This is a genomic window from Brevibacterium daeguense, from assembly GCF_021729135.1.
Taxonomy (GTDB): domain Bacteria; phylum Actinomycetota; class Actinomycetes; order Actinomycetales; family Brevibacteriaceae; genus Brevibacterium; species Brevibacterium daeguense.
Map to the genome: position 1 here is coordinate 39,417 of NZ_JAJTWW010000020.1, position 20,323 is coordinate 59,739.

Consider the following 20,323-nt stretch of genomic DNA (forward strand, 5'->3'; position numbering starts at 1 on the left):
CGCTCACCGGCTGTGCGGTATCCGGCGCGCCCGCGTCAGTGCTTCGTGTGCACGAGGCGGGCGAACCGCTCCACCATGTCCCGCCAGGTGACGGTGTACGCCTCGGCCCGGGAGCCCGCCTCGGCCTCCCCCGCCAGCTTGGAGATCTCGATGTAGCCGATCCCGTCGGAGCCGAGCTTGGAGATGTTCTTCCGGAACAGCGAGTCATCGGCGACCTCGGCGCTGACCGCCAACGGCACGCGTCCGAGGTCGGCGGGCATTCCCGCGAAGGTCATCCGGCCGGCGGTGAGGCTCTCGTGGCTGGCCGCCTGCGCGAGCAGCTCGGCGGACGCTCCGGCGGCCACCACCGGAAGCCGGACGGCCATGACGTCGGTGAGGACCTCGGTGATCTCGGCGCGCTGCTCTGCCGTCAACTGGTCCCCGCGATCGAGCCCGAACAGGACGACCGCCTCGTACCCGGCCAGCGGAGGCAGCTCCTCGCCTGCGGTCGGCCGCACCCGGGTGACGTCGAGCCCGTTGTCCTCGAAGTGCTCGACGAGGGAGTCGAGGTCGTCGGCGATCGAGCCGAGCTCGGTGCTGCTGCTCGTCTCGATGAGCAGGACCGGGGTGTTGATGCCCGCCTCGCTCATCGTCTGGGTGGGCCTGCGCTCGCCGGCTTCGACCGACAGCGGCAGGATGTTCTCCGGCACCGGTGCGGGGGTCGTGGCGTAGGGGGTGAACGCGAAGCCGTCGTTGACGGTCCGGTTGAAGTCGAGGATCACCGTGCCCGCGGCATCGGGCAGTCCGGTGGTGAGCCGGCGCCACGTCGCGGTGGTGAAGCCGTTGGTGTAGTCGTGGAAGCGGATGCTCAGGCCGGTCTGCCGGGACCCCTCGGTCTTGAGCCGGTGCACATGCCCTTCGAACTCGAATCGGACCTCGCCGGTGACGCTCCGATCGAACTCCAGACCGGGAGCCGCTGTCGGGACCGTGCGGATCATCGGATCCGGGAATTCGATGTAGGTGGCCGGCACCACCCACCGAAGGTCCGGGGTGAAGGTCGGGATGTCGATGAACCGGGACAGCAGAGGCGACTTCGAGTCGTGCCGCCGCACGCCGATCCAGCCGCCGCGGTTGAACAGCTCGTACATCACGCTCTCGACCACGATCCAGTCGACGGAGGCCCCGTGCGCCACGCGCGCCGACATCTGCGTGGGCGAGTCGATCCGCACCTCCGCGACGGCGCTGGGACGGCTCATCGTCTCCAGCGCGTCCTTCCCGGGTCCTGCCATGATGCCGTCGGCCACGGTGAAGTGCACCCAGTCGCCGTTGCGGACGAAGGTGCCCGGTCCGTTCTCCCAGGTCGCCGGCTCCCCGTCCGTCAGCCAGATCAGTCCGGTGACGCTCAGCCAGCCGAAGGGAGTGGCAAGCTCTGCGACGCGCGCATCATGCCATGCCTGCCATTCTGCGGTGTACTGGTCCACGGTTGTCCTCGTCTCGAAGGTGAGTCCGTGTTTCATCGTAGGTGATGAGCGCGCCATGTACACCGCAGCAGGCGCTGGACATCGCAGCAGGCGCTGGACACGGAGGCGCACCGCGGGTTCAGGCGCCGGGAGGATGCGGTTCCGACCCCACCGGGTTCGCCCGTGCGGCGCCTCGCCGGCCTCCTGCCGCGGCGCGGTCGACCATCACCTGCACCAGGGCCAGCACCAGCAGCAGGGACAGCGCGGCGATCGCCACGAAGAAGCCCTCGCGGTAGCCGGCGAGATCGACGATCGCTCCGGTCGCCGCCGAGGATGCCGACTGGCCCACGACCACACCGGTCGACATCATCGCCATCACCGTAGTGGTCCGCCCGGGCGGCGCCACCTCCGAGGCGATCGAGTACAGGGTGACCAGGCAGGGGCCGATCCCGCATCCCATGATGAGCAGGGACGGAACCACCAGGCCCAGGCCCTCGGCCGGGATCAGCAGCAGCGAGCCTGCCACTGCCAGGCCGGAGAACACGAGCCAGCGGGCGACGAACGTGAACCGCTCCGGCAGCAGGACGACTCCGAGCGCACACAGCGCCGAGCCCACGCCCATGATGCCGTAGAAGATGCCCGTGGCGTCCTCCTGCCCGAACTGGCCCATGAAGTTCGTCAGCGCCGTCAGCGATGAGCCGAAGAAGAGCCCGATGGCCGTCATTCCCGCCACTGGCACGAGGACCACGGGCCGGAAGATCAGCGAGACCGGTGCGACGTCCTCACGCTGCTCCCCGGTCGCAGCCCTGTCAGCTCCCGAGGCGTCCGCGCCTTCCGAGACCGCGCCGGCCGCCGAGCCGCTCCCGGGTGCCGAAGCGTCCGCGCCGAGGACGGTTCGCGCGTGCCCGCGCACGTACCGCACCGAGGGATGGAGGGCGAAGGTGATGACGCCGAGGACGGTGAGGACTGCCGCGAAGTCGAGGGGCACGACCACGCCGAGGAGGACCGCGATGAATCCGACGAGGACGGGGCCGAACACGAACACGAGCTCATCGGTCATCGACTCGTAGGAGAGCACTGTGGTAGTCGCGCGGCGGGCGCGCTCGGCGGAGAACTCCGCCCGGATCGCGTGCAGCCACCGCGTCCTGACCATCGAGGAGGCCTGTGGGGCACTGGCCCCGATGAGGAATCCGGCGATGAGCACGGCAGCGGCGGGCGCCTCGGCGCGCAGGGCGAAGGCGAGGCCGAACAGGGCAGCGGTGTTGGCGACAGCGGTCGTGAGGAGGACCGGCTGCTGTCCCCAGCGGTCGGCGGCAGCGCCCAGGAGCGGCCCGAGGAGCGCGGTGCCGACCCCGACCAGCGCCGCCGTCGCCCCGGCGAGGGTGAAGCTGTCGCGGGTCGAGGAGACCGCGGTCATGACCGCGACGACCGACATCGCGAAGGGCAGTTTCGCGATGAGTGCGATGGGGAGGAAGCCCCACCCGAACACGCGGCTGAGGTTGGCGAACACGATTGACTAGGCTACATCGTTATGAGCATCACGACTGAATCCGGATCCGGTGCCATCGCAGCCGACCTGGCGGCCTTCGTCCATGAATCGCCGTCCTCGTACCACGCCGCGGCCACCGCCCGGTCCCGGCTGCTGGCCGCCGGCTTCAGCGAGCTCGATGAGCGTCAGTCGTGGGAGCTTGCGGCGGGCGGGAGATACCTCGTGATCCGTGACGGCGCGATCCTCGCGTGGGTGATGCCGGAGCAGCCGACCGCCGCGCCCGGCTTCCGCGTGCTCGGTGCGCACACCGATTCGCCGGCGTTCAAGCTCAAGCCCAATCCGGGATTCACCGCTGAGGGCAGCCTCCAGGTGGGTGTGGAGATCTACGGCGGTCCGCTGCTGAATTCCTGGCTCGACCGGGAGCTGCGCTTCGCCGGTCGGCTGGTGACGTCCGAGGGCCGGACGGTCCTGGCGCAGACGCCGGCGATCGGACGGATCCCGCAGCTGGCCATCCACCTGGACCGGCAGGTCAATGAGAAGCTCGCGCTCGATCGGCAGCGGCACATGCAGCCGGTGATCGGGCTGGAGAACATCGCCGGCCCGTCCGCTGTGCTCGAGGTGCTCGCCGCCTCGGCAGGGGTCGACGCCGCCGACGTCGTCGGCTTCGATGTCGTGACGATCGCGGCGCAGGCGCCCGATCTGTTCGGCATCCACGACGAGTTCCTCGCCTCGGCCCGGCTGGACAATCTGTCCTCGGTGCATGCGGGAGTGGCCGCGCTGGCGCTGATCGATCCGGTCGGCCTCCGGGAGATCCCGCTGCTGGCCGCCTTCGACCACGAGGAGGTCGGCTCCGAGAGCCGCTCGGGTGCCGCCGGGCCGTTCCTGGCAGACGTCACGGAGCGGATCGTCGGCAGCCTGGGCACCGACTCCTCGGCCGGTCGCTCGGCCGGTCCCTCGACGCGTCCCGCGGCGGGCAGCCGGGAGGCCTTCCTGCAGTCGATGGCGAAGTCGATCTGCTTCTCCTCCGACGCCGGTCACGGCGTGCACCCGAATTATCCGGAACGCCACGATCCCGTCAACCGGCCGCGGCTGGGAGGCGGGCCGCTCCTGAAGATCAATGCCCAGCAGCGCTACTCCACCGACGCGGTGGGGACGGCGGCATGGGCGCGGGCGTGCGCGACGGCGGGGGTGCGCTACCAGGAGTTCGTCTCCAACAATGCGATGCCCTGCGGCTCGACGATCGGCCCGCTCACCGCGACCCGGCTGGGCATGACGACGGTCGACGTCGGGATCGCGCTGTGGAGCATGCATTCGGCCCGCGAGATGTGCGCGGCCTCCGACGTCGCGGATCTGTTCCGGGTCGCCCACGCCTTCTTCGCAGGGAGGTGAGCTTCGCAGGGAAGCGGGCGTGAGGACCCGGAACGATCAGTTGGTGAGGATCACTCGTACATCGCGATGTAGCGCCCGATGACGCCGCCGGCACGCAGCCGGTCGATCGCCTCGGGGATGTCCTCGTGCCGGATGTGGTTCATCGGCGGGTTGAGCTGGCCGGACTTCATCAGCTCGTAGATCCCGGCCAGGTCCTCCTGGGTGCCGGACTTCGAACCCTTGATGGTCAGCTGCTTGGTGATGAGCGGATAGGTGTTGATCGTGGATTCCAAGCGGCCCATGCCGACCTGCACGAGAGTGCCGAATTCGGCCAGGGTCTCCACAGCGGCCGAGGTCGTGGTGCCGAAGCCCGCGTAGTCGACGATGAGGTCGAGCTCCTTGTCCTTGAACGCGTCGATCGAGTCGGCGACGTCCGTGAGCCCGATCTCCTCGGCGAGCTTCTGGGTTTCGGGGTTGATCTCCGCGCCGTAGACCTCAGCGCCGACGATCGCCGCGCTGCGGGCGCCGATGTACCCGAGCCCGCCGAGCCCGATCACGCCGACCTTCATGCCCTCCTTCGCGCCGCCGGCCGACATCATGGCGTGATACGCGGTCAGGCCGGCGTCGGTGGCCATGGCGCCGAGGTCGAACGGCACCTCGTCGGGCAGCGCGACGAGATTCGCGTCCGTGGCGACGAGCTTCGGGCCGAATCCGCCGTCCCACTGGCCGTAGCCCAGCGCGTCGCCGTCCGGCATGACCGGTGACAGCCCGACGCGGTCGCCCACCTTCCACTTGTCCTCGAGGCCGTCCCCGACCTCGGTGATGACGCCGGCGTTCTCGTGACCCATGGTGCGCGGCAGCACCGGGAACAGCGCCATCCAGCCCGGATCGTCGAGGGCGGAGACATCAGAGTGGCAGATGCCCGCTGCCTTGACTTCGACGACGACCTGTCCGGGTCCGGCCTTCGGCTCCGGGACCTCGTTGAGTTCCAGCGGCTTGTCGGTTCCTGTGAATTGCCAGGCTTTCATTGCGCTCCTTCCAGACGGGACGGACACCGGAGACGGTGCCCGAGCGGCTGAGTCAGCCTGGCTCAAGGCTATCGGCAGCCCGGCAAGGTGTCATGTCCGATATGTCACAGCCGAGGTGGGCCGCAGCGCGTCAGGTCGTCGCCTCCAGCTCCGCGATGAGCGCGTTCTCGCCGGTCAGCGGCAGCGAGCACAGGGTGCCGCGGCAGACGACCGCGATGCCATCGCGCACCTGCCCGGAGTCCGGGTCCTTCAGCTCCGGTCCCCGGGAGTCAACGACGAAGACAGCCGGGTGCCGCAGCGCTGCCCGCACCAGTTCGGGATCCGCGGTCGCCACGCGCAGCGGGCCGGTGGCGCAGTGCTCGCTGAGGTAGAGCGCCCAGCCGCAGCCGCGCGGAGCCTGCGCCGCCAGCGCCCGGTAGCCGCCGAGCAGCCGGTGCCCGAGGTCGGCCCAGGAGTGTTCACCGGCGGTCTCGGCGGTGAGCTCACCGAGCAGGAGGAACAGCTCGGCGGCGGCGGAGCGTCCGGCCGGTGCGGTGTTGTCGGTGGGGTCCGAGGTGCGCGCCCCGATCACCTCGTCCTCACCGTCGTAGCAGGTCACCGGGTCTGCCGACGCGTCGATGAAGGTGCCGAGCAGGTGTCTGCCGATCCGCAGTGCCAGGTCCAGCCACGGGTCCTCGTCACCGACACCACTCACGTCGGCCTGCTCGCCCGCTGCTGTCGGCGCCGCAGGCTCCAGCTGCTCGCTCAGCTCCGCGGGCGGTGCGAACCCGGCCTCCCGCAGCGCGAGGCCCGCCCGGGCCAGTCCGGCCCAGTCGACGAGCCCGGCGGCGCCGGGACCCGGGCGGGCGCCTCGAGAGCTGCGCGGCAGAGTCATGGCCCGCAGGTCGCACGTGCGCAGCAGCGCGGTCATCGCCTCGCCGGCCGCCTCGGCCCAGCGGGGCTCGTCGAACACTGCCGAGGCCCGGGCGAGCGCGGTGATCGCCAGTCCGTTCCACTCGGTGACCACCTTGTCGTCGAGGTGCGGCCGGGCGCGGGTCCCGCGCTCGGCCAGCAGCACTCTCTTCTCCTCCAGAGCCTCACTGACCTGCCACGGCCGGATGTCGACGTCGGCGCTGCCGTCGGTGAGCCAGGAGTGGATGTCGGGCCGGGTGAGCACGCCGCGACCGGAGTCCTCGACGTTCCCGGCCGGCGCGAAGTGGACGAGCTCGGACCCGCGGGTCAGCGGCAGCGTGTAGTAGGCACCTTCGCTGTGCTCGCCCTGCTCGTCGACGGAGTCGGCATCCAGCCCCGAGGCGAATGCCCCCTCCGGCGTGCGCAGCGAGTCAAGGAGGAACTCGGCGGTCTCCTGCGCCTCGCGGGCGGCGAGCGCCTGGTGCTTCACCGGCACCCGTGCCGCGGTGCGGGACACGATCGCGCTCTCCAGGGTGTGCCATTCGGCGGCCGCCCGCAGGTAGAGCGCGTTGTCGTAGAGCATCTTCTCGAAGTGGGGCACATGCCAGCGGGCGTCGACGCTGTAGCGGGCGATCCCGCCCTCCACCTGATCGCGCATCCCGCCGCTGGCGATCCGGGCGAAGGTCGTGCGCACCATGTCGAGGGCTCCGTGATCACCGGCGCGGGCGGCATGCTGGATGAGCTGCATGAGGTTCATCAGGGGCGGGAACTTCGGAGCGGTCCCGAAGCCGCCCCAGGTGCTGTCGAAGCTGCCGGCGAGCTGTTCGACCGCGGCGGTGAGCTCCTCGTCGGTGAGCGGGGTGTCGGCGGCGCCGGCAGGCAGCGAGGCGGTGATCGCATCGGCGAGCCCGGCCAGCTGACCCGTGAGGTGGCCGGCGATCTCCGCGACCCTGTCGCGCTCGTTGTCCCAGGTGTTCGTGATGGCGGTGAGCACCTGGCGGAAGGACGGCATGCCCTGCCTGGGCGTGGGCGGGAAGTAGGTGCCGGTGAAGAACGGTCGGCCGTCCGCGTCGGTGAAGATCGTCATCGGCCAGCCGCCGGCGCCGCGCATGGCCTGCAGGGCGTTCATGTAGTGGCTGTCGACCGTGGGCAGCTCCTCCCGGTCGACCTTGATGCAGACGAACTCGCCGTTCAGCTGCGCCGCTGTGGTCTCGTCGGAGAACGACTCCGCCGCCATCACATGGCACCAGTGGCACGTGGAGTAGCCGATCGAGATCAGAACCGGGACGTCGCGCTCGCGCGCGGATGCGAATGCCTCCGGACCCCATTGCCACCAGTCGACGGGGTTGTCGGCGTGCTGTCGGAGATAGGGGCTGGTGCTGTCTGCCAGTCTGTTCGCCATGTCTCCAGCGTCTCACCTCGGGCGGCGGCGATCCAGGCGTCGCGCGGACGGGGATCATCTGCCCGCAGCGGCGTGCAGGTCCCGCACCGGTGCGGGTCCATTGTCACGCGTCCCGGCCCTGGCTAGGGTGGGGATCATTCGCTCGACGAGGAGTTGCCATGACTGATCCCGACCGCCTGCGCACGCTGTTCACCGCCACCGAGCTGCCCATCAGCGAGGAGCGCATCGAGCAGAACGCGGAGACCTTCTCCGGGCTGCTGGCGCTCATCGCCGCGGTCCGCGACCACGACTACGGCGACACCGTCCCCGCCACTCCCTTCCGAGCCTCCTGGAGCTGACCGATGTCGATTCTCGATCTCTCCCTCTCCGAGCTCGCAGCGCAGATCAAGGCCCGCGAGATCTCCCCGGTCGACGTCACCGAGGCCTCGCTCGCGCGGATCGCGGAAGTCGACCCGCACGTCACCGCCTTCGTCACCGTGACAGCGGATCTCGCTCGGCAGCAGGCCGCACAGGCAGCCGACGAGATCGCCGCGGGCCGCTACCGGGGACCGCTGCACGGCATCCCCTACGCCGCGAAGGACCTGTACGACACGGCAGGGATCCGCACGACCAGCTCCTCGCAGGTGCGCGCCGACCACATCCCCGCCACCGACGCCGCCGCGGTTTCTCAGCTGCGCGAGGCCGGGATGATCCTCGTCGGCAAGACCGAGACCCACGAGTTCGCCTACGGGGCGCTGACCCCGCAGGCGGGAAATCCCTGGGATCCGAGCCGCACTCCGGGAGGGTCCTCCGGCGGCTCCGGAGCGGCGGTGGCCGCGGGTGCGGTCCACGTGGCACTCGGCACCGACACCGGCGGGTCGATCCGCATTCCCGCGGCGGTGTGCGGAACCGTCGGGCTCAAGCCCACCTACGGTCGGACCTCGCGCTTCGGGATCGCCCCGCTGTCCTGGGCCCTCGACCATGCCGGCCCGCTGACCCGGAACGTCATCGACTCCGCCCTCGTGCTCGACGCGATGACCGGCTACGACCGCCGGGACCCGGCGTCGGTCGATCTCGCCCGGGCCGGACATGAGGCCGGGTCCCTCGCCGAGGCGGCGGGCGCCTCGGGAGCAGGAGCCGGCGCCTCGGTGGCCGGCCTCCGCGTGGGCGTGCCGCGCAACTTCTTCACGGAGAACGTGCAGCCGGAGGTCCTGCAGGCGCATCAGGCCACGCTCGAACTCCTCGCCGGCCTGGGCGCCGAGCTCGTCGAGGTCGAGATCCCCTACGCGGATGCGATCATCCCGACCGAGTGGGCGATCCTCATCGCCGAGGCCAGCGCCTATCACCTGCAGACCATGCGGGAGCGCCCCGAGCTGTTCACGGAGGAGGTGCGCACCTTCAACGAGGCCGGCGAGCTGATCCCGGCGGTCGACTACATCACGGCGCAGCGGATGCGCACGCTGATGCAGGATGCCTGGCGGGAGATGTTCGAGTCGATCGACGTGCTGGTCGCGCCCACCGTGGCGGCGACGGCGTTCGAGCGGTCCAACCCGCGAGTGACCTGGGCAGACGGATCGACCGAGGAGGGCACGCCCGCCTACGTCCGGCTCAGCGCCCCCGGCAATCTCACGGGGCTGCCGGTCCTCCAGGTGCCCAACAGCTTCACCGCCGACGGCCTGCCGACCGGCGTGCAGATCATCGGGCGGCCCTTCGCCGAATCGACGATCCTCACCGTGGGGCTCGTGCTCGAGGCGAACACCGACGTGGTCGGCAGGACAGCACCCGTGCTGGACGCCGATGCACAGCCGGTGGCGGGGCAGGAGGGGCGGCTGTGAGCTACCACCCGAGCGAGCAGTCGGCCTCATCCCGCACACGGGCGCCGATCCGCATCCGCCACCTGGCGGAGTGGAAGGCGCAGGGGCGGCGCTGGCCGATGCTGACCGCGTACGACTACTCCACGGCCGTGGCATTCGACGACGCCGAGATCCCGGTGCTGCTGGTGGGCGACTCCGCCGGCAATGTCGTCCATGGGGAGTCGACGACGCTGCCGGTGACCGTCGACGAGCTCGTCCCGCTGGCCCGCGGCGTGGTGCGCGGCGCTCCGCACTCGCTGATCGTCGTCGACCTCCCGTTCGGCTCCTACGAGGTCTCGCCGGAGCAGGCGCTGCTGACCTCGATCCGGATCATGAAGGAGACCGGAGCTCACGCGGTGAAGCTCGAAGGCGGCGCGGAACGGGCGAAGGCGATCCGCGCGATCGTCGACGCGGGGATTCCCGTCATGGCGCACCTGGGATTCACTCCGCAGAGCGTCAACGCACTCGGGGGCTTCCGGGTGCAGGGCCGGGACGAGGGGGCCGCCGCGAAGCTGCAGTCGGACGCATCGGCCGTCCAGGCGGCCGGAGCCTTCGCGGTCGTGCTCGAGATGGTTCCTGCCGGGCTTGCCGCCGAGCTCACGAAGACGCTGCAGATCCCGACGGTCGGCATCGGGGCAGGCGTCGAATGCGATGCCCAGGTGCTCGTCTGGCAGGACATGGTCGGCATGACACCGGGCCGGCAGCCCAGGTTCGTGCGCCGCTTCGCGGAGGTCGGCGAGGCGCTGCGGACGGCCGCCCGCGACTACGCCGCGGCGGTGGAGTCCGGCGAGTTCCCGGCCGACGAGCACTCGTTCTGACGGTGCTCGGCTCGTCCGGGACGATCCTCAGACCGGCGAGTCGTCGTCGAACGCGGTGTCCCGTCCGAGCGCCTCGACCTCGTCGAGTTCGCGGCGCCGCCGGTCGAAGGTGCGGCGGGCGATGTCGAAGGCCTCCGGACCCAGCGGCAGCCGCCACGGACGCTGCTGACGGTTCCCGTGCGCCAGGCTGACAAGAATGTCGGCCGCTCGCGCAGGATCGTTGGGCTGCCTGCCCGACCGGGCCTGGTACGCCTCGAACTCCTCTGCGAACACCTCGACGTAGGCAGGGTGCTCCGCCCAGTCGTGCGACCGACCGGAGAAGTCGGTCCGGAACGGGCCCGGCTCGACCAGCGTCACGTCGATGCCGAACGGGTGGACCTCACGGCCCAGTCCTTCGGACAGTCCCTCGAGCGCGAACTTCGACGCCGAGTACGCCGATGATCCGAGTCCGGACCGGAATCCGGCCACGGAGGACATCTGGACGATCCAGCCGCGGCCGGCCGCGCGCATGCTCGGAAGCACCGCGCGGGTGACCTCGACCGCTCCGAAGAAGTTCGTCTCGAAGAGTCGGCGCAGCTGCTCCATCTCCCAGGCCTCGACAGCCCCGCGCAGGCCGTAGCCGGCGTTGTTCACGAGCACGTCGATGCGGCCGAACTGCCGGAGAGCCGAGTCGACCGCCTCCCTGATCTGCTCGGGGTCGGTGACGTCGAGCGCCGCGCTCGTCACCAGCGCCGGGTGGGCGGCGACCAGGTCTGCGAGGGCCTCCGGTCGCCTCGCCGTGGCGACCACCCGGTCCCCCGCCTCAGCAGCCCGCCGGACGATCTCCCGCCCGAGCCCGCTGCTCGAACCCGTCGCGAACCACACGAGCTCAGTCGGCTCATCACTGTCGGCCATGCCCACCCCTCGATCCTCGTCGCAGCTGCGGGCCGGGCAGTGCACTCAGCGATGACTGCGCTGCCGCCCGTTCACTTCCTCGTCGAGTGTAGGCGAATCACGGCGTCCGGTTCATGGTCGCAGGCTTGTCGTCCCTGCAGGTTCACTGCCCTGCAGGTTCACTGCCCCTGCAGGTTCAGCTGTCGTCTCTCGGATCGCGCACCGGATGGTCCCGAGGCGGAAGATGAGCTCGTGGATCATCTGCTGCGCGGCGACCAGGCCCTTCGACTCGGCCTCCACCGCGAGCAGGTGCAGGGCTGCGCCGTGAACGGGGGTGCCGCTGATCGCCCCGCGCGCCGCGGCCGCATGTGCGGCCCCGATGAGGTGACGAGCGGCACCGGCGCGGTAGGGCACTTCCAGGAGGCCGTCGGCGTAGGCAGTCGCCGCCTCGGCCTGCCCCGACATCGCGGCGGCATAGGCGCCGAGCCCCAGCGCGAGCGGCAGCAGCTGGTCCGCATCCGAGTCACGCAGCGCCTCGATCGCCAGCCGCAGCTCGGCGTGCGCCTGCCGCATCGAATCCTGCCGGATGAGCACCCAGCCGGCCGCCAGGTGGATGATTCCGCCCGCCTGCAGCAGTCCCGGCGGGGCGCTCTCCAGATAATCCGCGATCAGCTGGTCGGTCTCGCTCCACCGGCTGCTGCTCGCCACGGCGATCAGGTGCCGGGACAGCACGAACTCCGAGTACGGCAGGAACCGGCGGCCGCGGCGCTGGAGAATCTGCATCGCCTCGGCGGTCAGGGGCACCGCCGAATCGGGGCGGCCGGTGGCGGTCAGCGTGTCCCCGAGCATGGCGAGCGCGACCATCCGCGCCTCCTGGCTGGCTGCGGGGCTGGCGATGATCCCGCGGAGAGCGTCCTCACCTCCGTCGAGATCACCCTGCAGGGCGCGGGCGTGCAGCCGCAGCAGCTCGGCTCCCACCCGGGCCAGCTCCGCTCCGCGCACGGCGTGGTCCCCGGATCCGTTCGCGGCGGCGACGACCCTGTCCACATCTGCCGACCACGCGTCCGCCATCGCCTGGATCTCGTCTGCATCGGCGCCGGACTGGAGCCGGATCTGCGCGCGGAGCACCACCGCCTCCGCCTGCATCGCCAGGTCGGTCGGTCCGCTCTCGGCAGTTCTCAGCAGCCACTCCGCACTGTCCGGCCTGCCGAGGGCGCAGTGTGCGCGCGCCGACTGCACCGCGGCCGGACGGATGAGGTCGGCGTCGCGGACAGCTGCCGCCGCACGGGCGGCAGTGTGCGGGTCCGCGGTGCTGTTGGCGATCACGGCCGCCCGCAGCAGCCACCGGTCGGGAACGACCGCACAGCTGTCCAGGGCGCACACCACCCACGAGGCGAGGTCGCGCTGGGCGATGGGCGCGGGACGGGTCAGCTCGATGATCCGAGTCCGGATCTTCTTCCGGCGGCTGTCCGGGATCGAGCACCGGATGACTCTGCTGTACAGCGGGTGCGCCAGGTGCGCCTCCCGGCGGTCGTTCGGCTCGACGGAGATGATGCCGCCGGCCTCCAAGTCGTCGAGCGTCCGCGCGTCCGCGAACTCCATGAGCACCGGAAGCGGGAGCGATCCCGCCAGGGACAGCGCTTCCAGCGCCGGGCGCTCGACGCTGTCCGCGGCGATCTTCGACCTCACCACCTTGACGAGCACGGGGTCGGGAGCGGTCGGCTCGGCGGTCATGATCCACACGCCGTGACGGCGAGCCAGCCGACCGAGCCGGCGCTCGCTGTCGAGGAGGGCCAGCAGCGCGAAGGGATGACCGCCGGATTCACGGGCGAGGATGCGGGCGGCGCTGCTCACGATCTCGCCGCCGAGCGTCTTCACACATAGCTCATGCACCTCCTCGTGCGTGAGCAGCGGAAGCTGATGGCGCTCGAGCAGTCCGTCGCTCCACAGCGTCAGGATCGGCCTCGGCACGTCCGGGGTCGGCCGCGCCAGCAGCAGCAGATGCGACGGCGCGGTGATCGCCGCCTGCGCCAGCACCGCCGCGCTGTGCTCATCCAGGGCGTTCGCGTCCTCGACGATCACCAGCGGGGTGGCGCCGCCGGCAGCAGCCTCGGCGCGCAGCCGCAGCTGGAGCGCGCGCAGCACCGTGGGCGCGTTGCGCGCGTCCGCGGCCGTGCCCGGCGGCGCCAGTCGCTCGAGTGCGCCGAACGGCACTCCCCGCAGCGCCTCGGAGGCGTGGACCGTCACCCGCGGGATGCTCTCGCCCAGCACTGCCACGAGCGCGGCCGCCAACGCGGTCTTGCCGTATCCCGGCCCTCCGACGATCAGATTCCGGCTGGGCCGCGAATCCGAGAAATCTCTGACGAGCCGTTCGATCAAATCCCGCCGTCCGACAAATGTCGGCGGAGCCATCGTCTGTGCCATAGCGGAGTCTCCTTGTGACCGAATGACCGAATGCTGTGTTCTCGGATCTGGGGGGTTCACGGGCGTCCTGTCCGGTGCGAGAGCACCCCGTCCGGAACGGTGCTCTCGAGCAGGCGGGTGCGGTGGTGGCAGGCGCGCGCACTCGGAAGCGAGACGCCGATCGTCTTCGCGATGAACGGCTCCCCGATGCTCACGGTGGTCACCGTGCCGTGCTCGACGTGGAGCAGGCCGAGCGCGGTGAGGTCGTCAACCGCGGTCTCGCCGATGAAGCGCCGCACCAGGTCGAGGGGAAGCGTCTGGGACAGCGAGAGCAGCTCGAGCACCTCGCGCTGGTCCTGCGGCAGGCGCCGGAGCCGCTTGTGCGCGAGCTCGATGCTGTGCGGGCCGATGACCTCCTCGCGCACCAGCCGCAGCACCCCGTCGACCTCGACGAGGGTGCCGCCGGCGCGCTGGTCGCGGACCAGCGCTTCCAGGTAACGGGGGACCCCGCCGCTCATCGAGTGCAGCCGCCGCGCCGTCGCCGCGGAGATCCGAGCCCCGAGGACATGCTCGGCCAGGAGTCGGCTCTCGGGCGTCGTCAGCGGTCTGAGCGGAACATGCACGAGCCAACCGTCCTCCCAGAGCTCTGCGAGACCGGGCGGGAGGACTGCGGGCCTCTCGCAGGTGATCGCCAGTCGCGCGGCACGGCTGGCGGCGACCTCGGCCAGCATGGAGGCGGAGAGCTCGTCGAGCTCGTCGCCGTTGTCGATGAAGACGATCGGATCCAGCGCGCCCGCGAGGTCGCTCAGTCGCTCGGTCAGAGCCTCGAACACTCGCGCGCGGACTCGCACATCCGAGGGGTTCAGCTCGGTGAGCAGGCCGGCGAGGTCACCGTAGGCGACGTTCCGGGGGAAGCACCCTCCCTGGACGCGAACCGTCCGCGCGCTCCGGCCCAGGCGGTCGGCGGCCTGCGAGACCACCGTGGTCCTGCCGGTCGCGAAGGGCCCGGACACCAGCACACCACAGTGGGGTCCAGCGCTCAGGGAGGCGACGACGGCATCCACCGGCCCCGTGGCCTCCGTGGGGCCGGTGGCTTCCGCGGGCACCGCCGCCGAAGGGAACTTCCTCATGGACAAGGACACTAGGCAGGCACAGCATCATCGGGCAGGCCGATGCGGTAAACCCTGCGGGACGCCGGCAGTGGGTGCGGGAATCCTCGACTGACCGCCGGCGAGGAAGCTCAGAGCCAGTTCTCGGCCAGCAGCTCCAGGGACCGCTTGCGGACCGCGGGATCGAAGGCGTAGGTGACGGTGATGAGTTCGTCGGCGCCGGTGCGGTCGGCGAACTCCCGCAGCTGCGCCGTCGCCGTCTGCGGGGAGCCGACGGCCTTGACGCGCAGCGCCGACAGCGCTCCGCCGCGCTGGTCGGCCAGCTGCTCCGGGTCGACGGGCGGCTGGATCAGGCGCCGCTGGCCGGTGCGGATGTCGAGGAACATCTGCTCGATGGTCGTGAACTCGCGCTCCGCCTCCTCGTCGGTGTCCGCGACCAGGACGTTGATGCCGACCATCGCGTAGGGCTCGCTGATCTGAGCGGTGATCGCGGTGGGATTGAATGTGTCCCTGTACACCTGCAGCGCGTCATCGATCTGCTCGGGAGCGAAGTGGGAGGCCAAGGAGAACGGCAGTCCGAGCTGCCCGGCGATCGAGGCGCCGTTGACGGTCGAGCCGAGCACCCAGATGGGCACCTCGGTCCCGGCGGACACCGCGGACTGGATCGGGATGCTCCGGGCGGTGCCCTCGGCGCCGAACCAGCCCTGCAGATCGTAGATGTGCTGCGCGAACTCCTGCGGCTCGGCGGAGGAGCGGCTGAGCGCCCGGGCAGTCATCATGTCGGTGCCCGGCGCCCGGCCGAGTCCCAGGTCGATCCGGTCGGGGTGCATGTTGGCCAGCGTTCCGTACTGCTCGGCGACCATCAGCGGCGCGTGATTGGGCAGCATGACGCCGCCGGAGCCGACCCGGATCCGCTCGGTGACCGAGGCGGCCTGACCGATGAGGAGGGATGTGGCACTGGCGGCGAGGTTGATGGTGTTGTGGTGCTCGGCGAACCACAGTCGCCGGTAGCCGAGGCGGTCGGCCAGCCGGGCGGCCGCCATCGAGTCGGCGATCGCCTGCCGGGCGGACGATCCTTCGGAGATGGAGGCGAGGTCGAGAATGCTCAGCGGCACAGGCATGAACGCGATGTCCTTACGTTTTCGGAAATGCTCCTTCGACAAGGACAACCCGTGGGCCGGTCGGTTCTATTCCGGCCCGGCGGGTCCGCGCGCTGTCGCCCGGCGGGTCCGTGCTGCTGTCACCGGACGGACCGCGGGCAGCGCCAGGTCCCGCGCCGGCACCTGCCGACGCGGTGTCAGCTGCTCAGCGACCCTGCGCCAGGACGCGCATCGCCTCTGCTGCGTGCGGCTGGTCGACCTCGACGGTGTAGCTCTCCGCCTTCAGTCCTCCGACCGACCGGAAGCTGCGACGACCGCCGCTGATGGCGAAGCCGATGAGGCCGAAGATCAGACCCCAGACCGCACCGAGCACGACTGTCCAGAGCACCGTTGACAGCATGCCGACCAGCGGAACGAAGATGGCCAGGATCAGACCGAGCAGCAGGCCGATCCAGGCACCCGAGCCGGCGCCGTAGAGCGCGGCCTTTCCGTAGTTCATGCGTCCGGTGACGTTCTCGACCGAACGCAGGTTGTGGCCGACGATGCGCACGCTGCTGACGTCGAAGCCCTTGTCGGACAGCAGGTCGACAGCCGCCTCCGCGGCGGCGTAGTCCTGGAAGTGCGCGATCGCCTCGCGCGGGGCGAAGCCGGGGCGCGGAGGCACCGGCGTGGATTCGGGTGGTGTGGAAGCAGACTCAGTCATGGACTCCTCATCTCGTGATCGTGAATGATGCTCGATTCCGATTCTACGACTCTCGTCTCAAGGAACCTTGTGTACTCAGGAGAGACCCTGTGCACTCAGGAGAGCACGGCAGCCACCTGCTCGGAGTTCGGATTCGGGACCACTCGATCCTCGGTGAGGAGGAGGGGCGTGGCCAGGGCGCCGCCGGTGAGATCGCGGAGCTTCGCCTCCCCTGCCGGGTCACGCCGGACATCCACCCAGGAGATCCGAGGGTCGCGCCGGAAGCGTCGGATCAGCGTCCGGCTGGCGGTGCAGCCCTCCTTCCAGAACACGACTCCCCTGCCGGCTGTGAGCAGCTCATCGGAGTACGGCGTGTGCGGCTTGGGTCCGAGTCCCACCGCTCCCACTGCGAGCATGATCAGTCCGAGAACGGTGAAGAGCCACCCCACCCCCGGGGAGCGATTGACGAGGTTGATGGCGCCGGAGACGAGGAACATCACTCCGGCGCCCAGCTGGATGAAGGTGAGCAGACGCATGAGACCAGCGTAGGCGGCGCGGATGGGGGTTCAGCCGGGCCTTCGGCACGATGGCATTCGGTTCGATGGCGGATAGCATGAGCACATGGATTCTGTTCGCTCTCACCTCAATGAGTATGTGACAGCGCTCGGGCGGTCGCCGGTGCGCGACCTGTTCGAGATCTCGCTCGATCCGGCCCTCATCAGCTTCGCCGGAGGGAATCCTGCGCCTGAGCTCTTCGACGTCGACGGGCTCGCGGCGGCGTTCTCGGCCGTCATGGCGACCGAAGGGGGGCGTGCGATGCAGTACTCCTCGACCGACGGCGAACCGGAGATGCGCGAGGCGGCGGCCAAGCGGACCACGGAGATGGGCGTGCCCACCTCCCCGGATCAGCTCATCATCACCTCGGGTTCCCAGCAGGGTCTGGGCCTGCTGAGCCAGACGCTCATCAACCCCGGCGACGTCGTGCTCGCGGAGAACCCGTCCTTCGTGTCCGCGCTCCAGGCGTTCGGACTGCAGGGGGCGGAGTTCAAGCCGGTGGACACCGATGAGGCGGGGGTGATTCCCGAGGCGCTCGAGTCCGCGATCGAGAAATGGCACCCGAAGGCCGTCTATCTGATCCCGACGTTCCAGAATCCCACCGGCATCACGATGTCCGCCGAGCGCCGGCGTCAGGTCGCCGACATCCTCGCTGCCAGCGACACCTGGCTCATCGAGGACGACCCGTATTCGGAGCTGCGGTTCACCGAGGAGCAGCAGATCCCGATCTCGGCCGACCAGCGCCTCGACGACCGCGCCTTCCTCTGCAATACGCTGTCGAAGGTCCTCTCCCCCGGCCTGCGGGTCGGCTGGGTGCGCGGCCCGGCCCACGTGCTCGAGCGGATGAGCGCGGCCAAGCAGGCGAACTCGCTGCAGACCTCGACCATCGACCAGCTGGCTGCCGCATACTATCTGGCGCACAACGACCTGCAGGCCAAGCTCGACGGGGTGCGCGCGGAGTATCGGGCGCGCCGCGATGCGATGCTCGAGGGCCTGCGCGAAGGGCTGCCCGAGGGCTCGGCGATGACCGAGCCGGAGGGCGGGATGTTCGTGTGGGCACGGCTGCCGGAAGGCCATGACGCCTCGGCGCTGGTCTACGACGCGATCAGGGCGGGCGTGGTGTTCGTCCCCGGTGCTCCCTTCTACATCGCGGAGCCGGACCCGCGGACGCTGCGGTTCTCCTTCGTGTCGAACGATCCTGAGCACACCAGAGAAGGACTCTCCCGCCTGGGTTCGGTGTTCGACCGTGGCTGAGCATCCCGAGTCATCCCCCGGACCCGAGGCCCCCGCGAGTTCCGCCGGCCGCGCCCACCCCCCGGCACTCGGGGGGAAGCCGGAGCAGCGCTCGGACAACTGGTTCAATGTGCCCAACACGATCAGCGTCGTGCGCCTGGTGGTCCTCGTGCCCGTGGTGATCTGGCTGATGAGCCAGCCCGAACAGCGGATCGCGGCGACCATCGCGCTGGCGATCTTCGGCGGCACCGACTGGATCGACGGCTTCTGGGCGCGGAAGTTCGGGCAGGTGACTCGGCTCGGGGAGATCCTCGACCCGGTCGCCGACCGCCTCGGGATCGTCATCATCTGCGTGGCGATGTCGTGGTTCGGCATCCTGCCGCTGTGGATGCTCGCCGTCATCATGCTCACCGACGTTGGGCTGGGCATCATCGGCGTGATCCGGCTGGATGCCACGGTGAGGTCGACGGTCAGCTGGCTGGGGAAGTCGCGGACCGCGCTCATCATGGTGGGACTGCCGGTGCTGCTGCTGTCGACGGACAGCCGCCTGCAGGACACGCCGCTGGACGCGATCGGGATCTTCCTGCTCTCGGCCGGCTGCGTGCTCCACGTCGCCGCCGGCATCGACTATGCACAGCGCCTGCTGCGGGCGCCGCGCTCTGCGGGCCGCCGGGCCTCACCGCAGGCGTGAGCACACCGCTCCGCGCACTCGTCGACACCAGTGTGCTGCTCTCGGACCCCCTGCGGGAGTGGATGCTGAGGCTGGTGGAGCGGGTCCACGCCGGCGCGGCCGGAAACGCTGTTCCGGCCGGCTCGGACTCCGGCGGTTGCGCGCCTGTGCCGGCCGCCGCCCCTGTCGCCCTGGAGTGGACGAAGGACATCCAGCGGGAATTCTGGGCCGGGCTCAAGCACCGGCATCCGGAGTGGAGCACCGGGCAGCGGCGGGTCGCCGAGCGGGCGTGGCTGCGGACCTGCTCCCCACAGCCGATCAGCGGCTATCAGCGCATCATCCGCGCGCATGTCCGCGACGCCGAGGACGCCCATCTCGACTCGGCGGCGGAGCATGCCGGGGTGGATCTCCTCGTCACCGACGACACCCGCGCCTTCCGGCCGACGGTGCAGTCGTCCTACCGCATCGCGAGCGCCGACGAGTTCCTCTGCCTGCTCGCCGATCTGCTGACGGTCCAGCTGGTGACCGCCGAGGTGTCGTGCGAGGATCCCGAGACGCAGGCGCGGCTGCTGCGCTCCTCGGGAGCTGTGCGGTTCGCGGAGCGAGTGCACCGGCAGCAGTGATCGGTCCTCGTCCGAGGACAGCGATGACCGGTCCTCGGCGGAGGACAGCGGCAGCCGGCCCTCGGCCCGCTCCGCCAGCGGCGGCACTCAGTCGTCGTCCCGCGGCAGCCCGAGGAACTCGGCGAACGCCTCGGCGCCGGTGACCTCCACCGGACTCCGCGGGCGCACGAGGGTTCGAGGAGTCACCACGAGGGCCTGCTCGCGGGCCGAACCGCCGGCGGCATCGCGGGTCCGCTTCTGGCCGTTGGGCGTGTATCCGCACTTCTCCGACACCCGTCTGCTCGCCTCGTTGCCCAGCAGGTGACCGGAGTAGAGCTCCACCGCTCCGAAGCGGTCGAAGAACGCCGAGGCGATCATCTGCCGCATGAGGGTGCCGGTTCCCACGCCCTGCTGCGGGCGGCCCAGCCAGGACCCTGTAGTGCCGACCCGGGTCACCGGGTAGTGCTCGGCCTTGATCCCCTGCACACCCACCACGCGACCGGCCCGGCGCACGGTGAACTCGACGTGCCACTTCTCACGCGTGAACCCTGCCCGCAGACCCCAGTGGTACGTCGCCAGACCCCGGGCGACCTGGGAGTGAGGGCCGGAGTCCCAGGGAACGGCGAAGGCCTGGATCCCGTCGGCGCGCACGCCCTGGGCGGCCGCCTCGGCGATCTCCGGGCAGTCGGCCTCCCGAACCGGTGAGAGGGTGATGTCGTCACAGCGGATGGTGATTCCGAACGGGGGCCAGATCTCCTCGAGCGTCAGCATGCTCCCATTGTCGCCGCGCCGGGTTTCAACGGTCCGTCCGAACGCTCGATATCGATGG

At 70.4% G+C, this 20,323-nt stretch carries 18 protein-coding genes; 7 read left to right on the forward strand and 11 right to left on the reverse strand.

The features are described from left to right. Positions 1 to 35: 35 nt before the first annotated feature. Positions 36 to 1,460, reverse strand: coding sequence for a DUF1684 domain-containing protein (locus LXN01_RS13920; protein WP_236866013.1), 1,425 nt, complete (start codon positions 1,458 to 1,460; stop codon positions 36 to 38). A 118-nt stretch (positions 1,461 to 1,578) separates the two neighbouring features. Further along, a complete protein-coding gene (locus LXN01_RS13925) occupies positions 1,579 to 2,949 on the reverse strand; it encodes an MFS transporter (RefSeq protein ID WP_236866014.1) in 1,371 nt (456 codons plus the stop codon). Positions 2,950 to 2,970: 21 nt separating this feature from the next. Between LXN01_RS13925 and LXN01_RS13930 the strand changes: the two genes are divergently transcribed. Beyond that, entirely contained in the window at positions 2,971 to 4,317 is a 1,347-nt protein-coding gene (locus tag LXN01_RS13930) for a M18 family aminopeptidase (RefSeq protein WP_236866015.1), read from the forward strand. Positions 4,318 to 4,367: 50 nt separating this feature from the next. Here LXN01_RS13930 and LXN01_RS13935 read toward each other — a convergent pair whose 3' ends face one another. Together LXN01_RS13935 and LXN01_RS13940 are read right to left on the reverse strand one after the other, a co-directional pair. Then, positions 4,368 to 5,324: a zinc-binding dehydrogenase gene (locus LXN01_RS13935; protein WP_236866016.1), complete on the reverse strand. Its 957-nt coding sequence runs from the start codon at positions 5,322 to 5,324 to the stop codon at positions 4,368 to 4,370. A 130-nt stretch (positions 5,325 to 5,454) separates the two neighbouring features. After that, positions 5,455 to 7,617 (reverse strand): thioredoxin domain-containing protein, encoded by a 2,163-nt coding sequence (locus LXN01_RS13940; protein ID WP_236866017.1) that lies wholly within the window; start codon positions 7,615 to 7,617, stop codon positions 5,455 to 5,457. Positions 7,618 to 7,775: 158 nt separating this feature from the next. Between LXN01_RS13940 and LXN01_RS13945 the strand changes: the two genes are divergently transcribed. Genes LXN01_RS13945 through panB form a run of 3 tightly spaced genes read left to right on the forward strand, consistent with a single transcriptional unit; the run spans position 7,776 to position 10,267 of the window. After that, positions 7,776 to 7,955, forward strand: coding sequence for a hypothetical protein (locus LXN01_RS13945; protein ID WP_236866018.1), 180 nt, complete (start codon positions 7,776 to 7,778; stop codon positions 7,953 to 7,955). Positions 7,956 to 7,958: 3 nt separating this feature from the next. Next, the gene (locus LXN01_RS13950) at positions 7,959 to 9,431 is read left to right on the forward strand and encodes an amidase (protein WP_236866019.1); all 1,473 of its coding nucleotides are present in this window, start codon (positions 7,959 to 7,961) and stop codon (positions 9,429 to 9,431) included. Beyond that, on the forward strand, positions 9,428 to 10,267 hold the full coding sequence (panB, locus tag LXN01_RS13955; RefSeq protein WP_236866020.1) for a 3-methyl-2-oxobutanoate hydroxymethyltransferase: 840 nt from the start codon (positions 9,428 to 9,430) through the stop codon (positions 10,265 to 10,267). The genes LXN01_RS13950 and panB overlap by 4 nt, the downstream gene beginning before the upstream one ends. Positions 10,268 to 10,294: 27 nt before the next feature. On the opposite strand, the gene LXN01_RS13960 is transcribed toward panB, so the two are convergent. The 6 genes from LXN01_RS13960 to LXN01_RS13985 form a co-directional block, all read right to left on the reverse strand. Next, positions 10,295 to 11,161: an SDR family NAD(P)-dependent oxidoreductase gene (locus LXN01_RS13960; protein ID WP_236866021.1), complete on the reverse strand. Its 867-nt coding sequence runs from the start codon at positions 11,159 to 11,161 to the stop codon at positions 10,295 to 10,297. A 111-nt stretch (positions 11,162 to 11,272) separates the two neighbouring features. Continuing rightward, the gene (locus LXN01_RS13965) at positions 11,273 to 13,564 is read right to left on the reverse strand and encodes an ATP-binding protein (RefSeq protein ID WP_236866022.1); all 2,292 of its coding nucleotides are present in this window, start codon (positions 13,562 to 13,564) and stop codon (positions 11,273 to 11,275) included. 56 nt (positions 13,565 to 13,620) lie between these two features. Next, positions 13,621 to 14,673: a hypothetical protein gene (locus LXN01_RS13970; RefSeq protein ID WP_236866023.1), complete on the reverse strand. Its 1,053-nt coding sequence runs from the start codon at positions 14,671 to 14,673 to the stop codon at positions 13,621 to 13,623. A 110-nt stretch (positions 14,674 to 14,783) separates the two neighbouring features. Continuing rightward, the gene (locus LXN01_RS13975) at positions 14,784 to 15,773 is read right to left on the reverse strand and encodes an LLM class flavin-dependent oxidoreductase (RefSeq protein WP_236866024.1); all 990 of its coding nucleotides are present in this window, start codon (positions 15,771 to 15,773) and stop codon (positions 14,784 to 14,786) included. A 184-nt stretch (positions 15,774 to 15,957) separates the two neighbouring features. Next, complete coding sequence (locus tag LXN01_RS13980; RefSeq protein WP_236866025.1) at positions 15,958 to 16,455, reverse strand: YflT domain-containing protein; 498 nt, start codon at positions 16,453 to 16,455, stop codon at positions 15,958 to 15,960. A 95-nt stretch (positions 16,456 to 16,550) separates the two neighbouring features. Then, on the reverse strand, positions 16,551 to 16,970 hold the full coding sequence (locus tag LXN01_RS13985) for a hypothetical protein (protein ID WP_236866026.1): 420 nt from the start codon (positions 16,968 to 16,970) through the stop codon (positions 16,551 to 16,553). Positions 16,971 to 17,055: 85 nt separating this feature from the next. On the opposite strand from LXN01_RS13985, the gene LXN01_RS13990 reads away from it, so the two are divergent. From LXN01_RS13990 to LXN01_RS14000, 3 genes are read left to right on the forward strand one after another with little or no spacing between them, the layout of a single operon-like run. Further along, complete coding sequence (locus tag LXN01_RS13990; RefSeq protein ID WP_236866027.1) at positions 17,056 to 18,243, forward strand: aminotransferase-like domain-containing protein; 1,188 nt, start codon at positions 17,056 to 17,058, stop codon at positions 18,241 to 18,243. After that, positions 18,236 to 18,913 carry a CDP-alcohol phosphatidyltransferase family protein gene (locus tag LXN01_RS13995; RefSeq protein WP_236866028.1) on the forward strand — a complete coding sequence of 226 codons (678 nt, stop codon included), beginning with the start codon at positions 18,236 to 18,238 and terminating at the stop codon, positions 18,911 to 18,913. The genes LXN01_RS13990 and LXN01_RS13995 overlap by 8 nt, the downstream gene beginning before the upstream one ends. Next, positions 18,910 to 19,515: a hypothetical protein gene (locus LXN01_RS14000; RefSeq protein ID WP_236866029.1), complete on the forward strand. Its 606-nt coding sequence runs from the start codon at positions 18,910 to 18,912 to the stop codon at positions 19,513 to 19,515. Before LXN01_RS13995 ends, LXN01_RS14000 begins: the two co-directional genes overlap by 4 nt. Positions 19,516 to 19,602: 87 nt before the next feature. On the opposite strand, the gene LXN01_RS14005 is transcribed toward LXN01_RS14000, so the two are convergent. Then, positions 19,603 to 20,265, reverse strand: coding sequence for a GNAT family N-acetyltransferase (locus LXN01_RS14005; protein ID WP_236866030.1), 663 nt, complete (start codon positions 20,263 to 20,265; stop codon positions 19,603 to 19,605). Positions 20,266 to 20,323 lie beyond the last annotated feature (58 nt).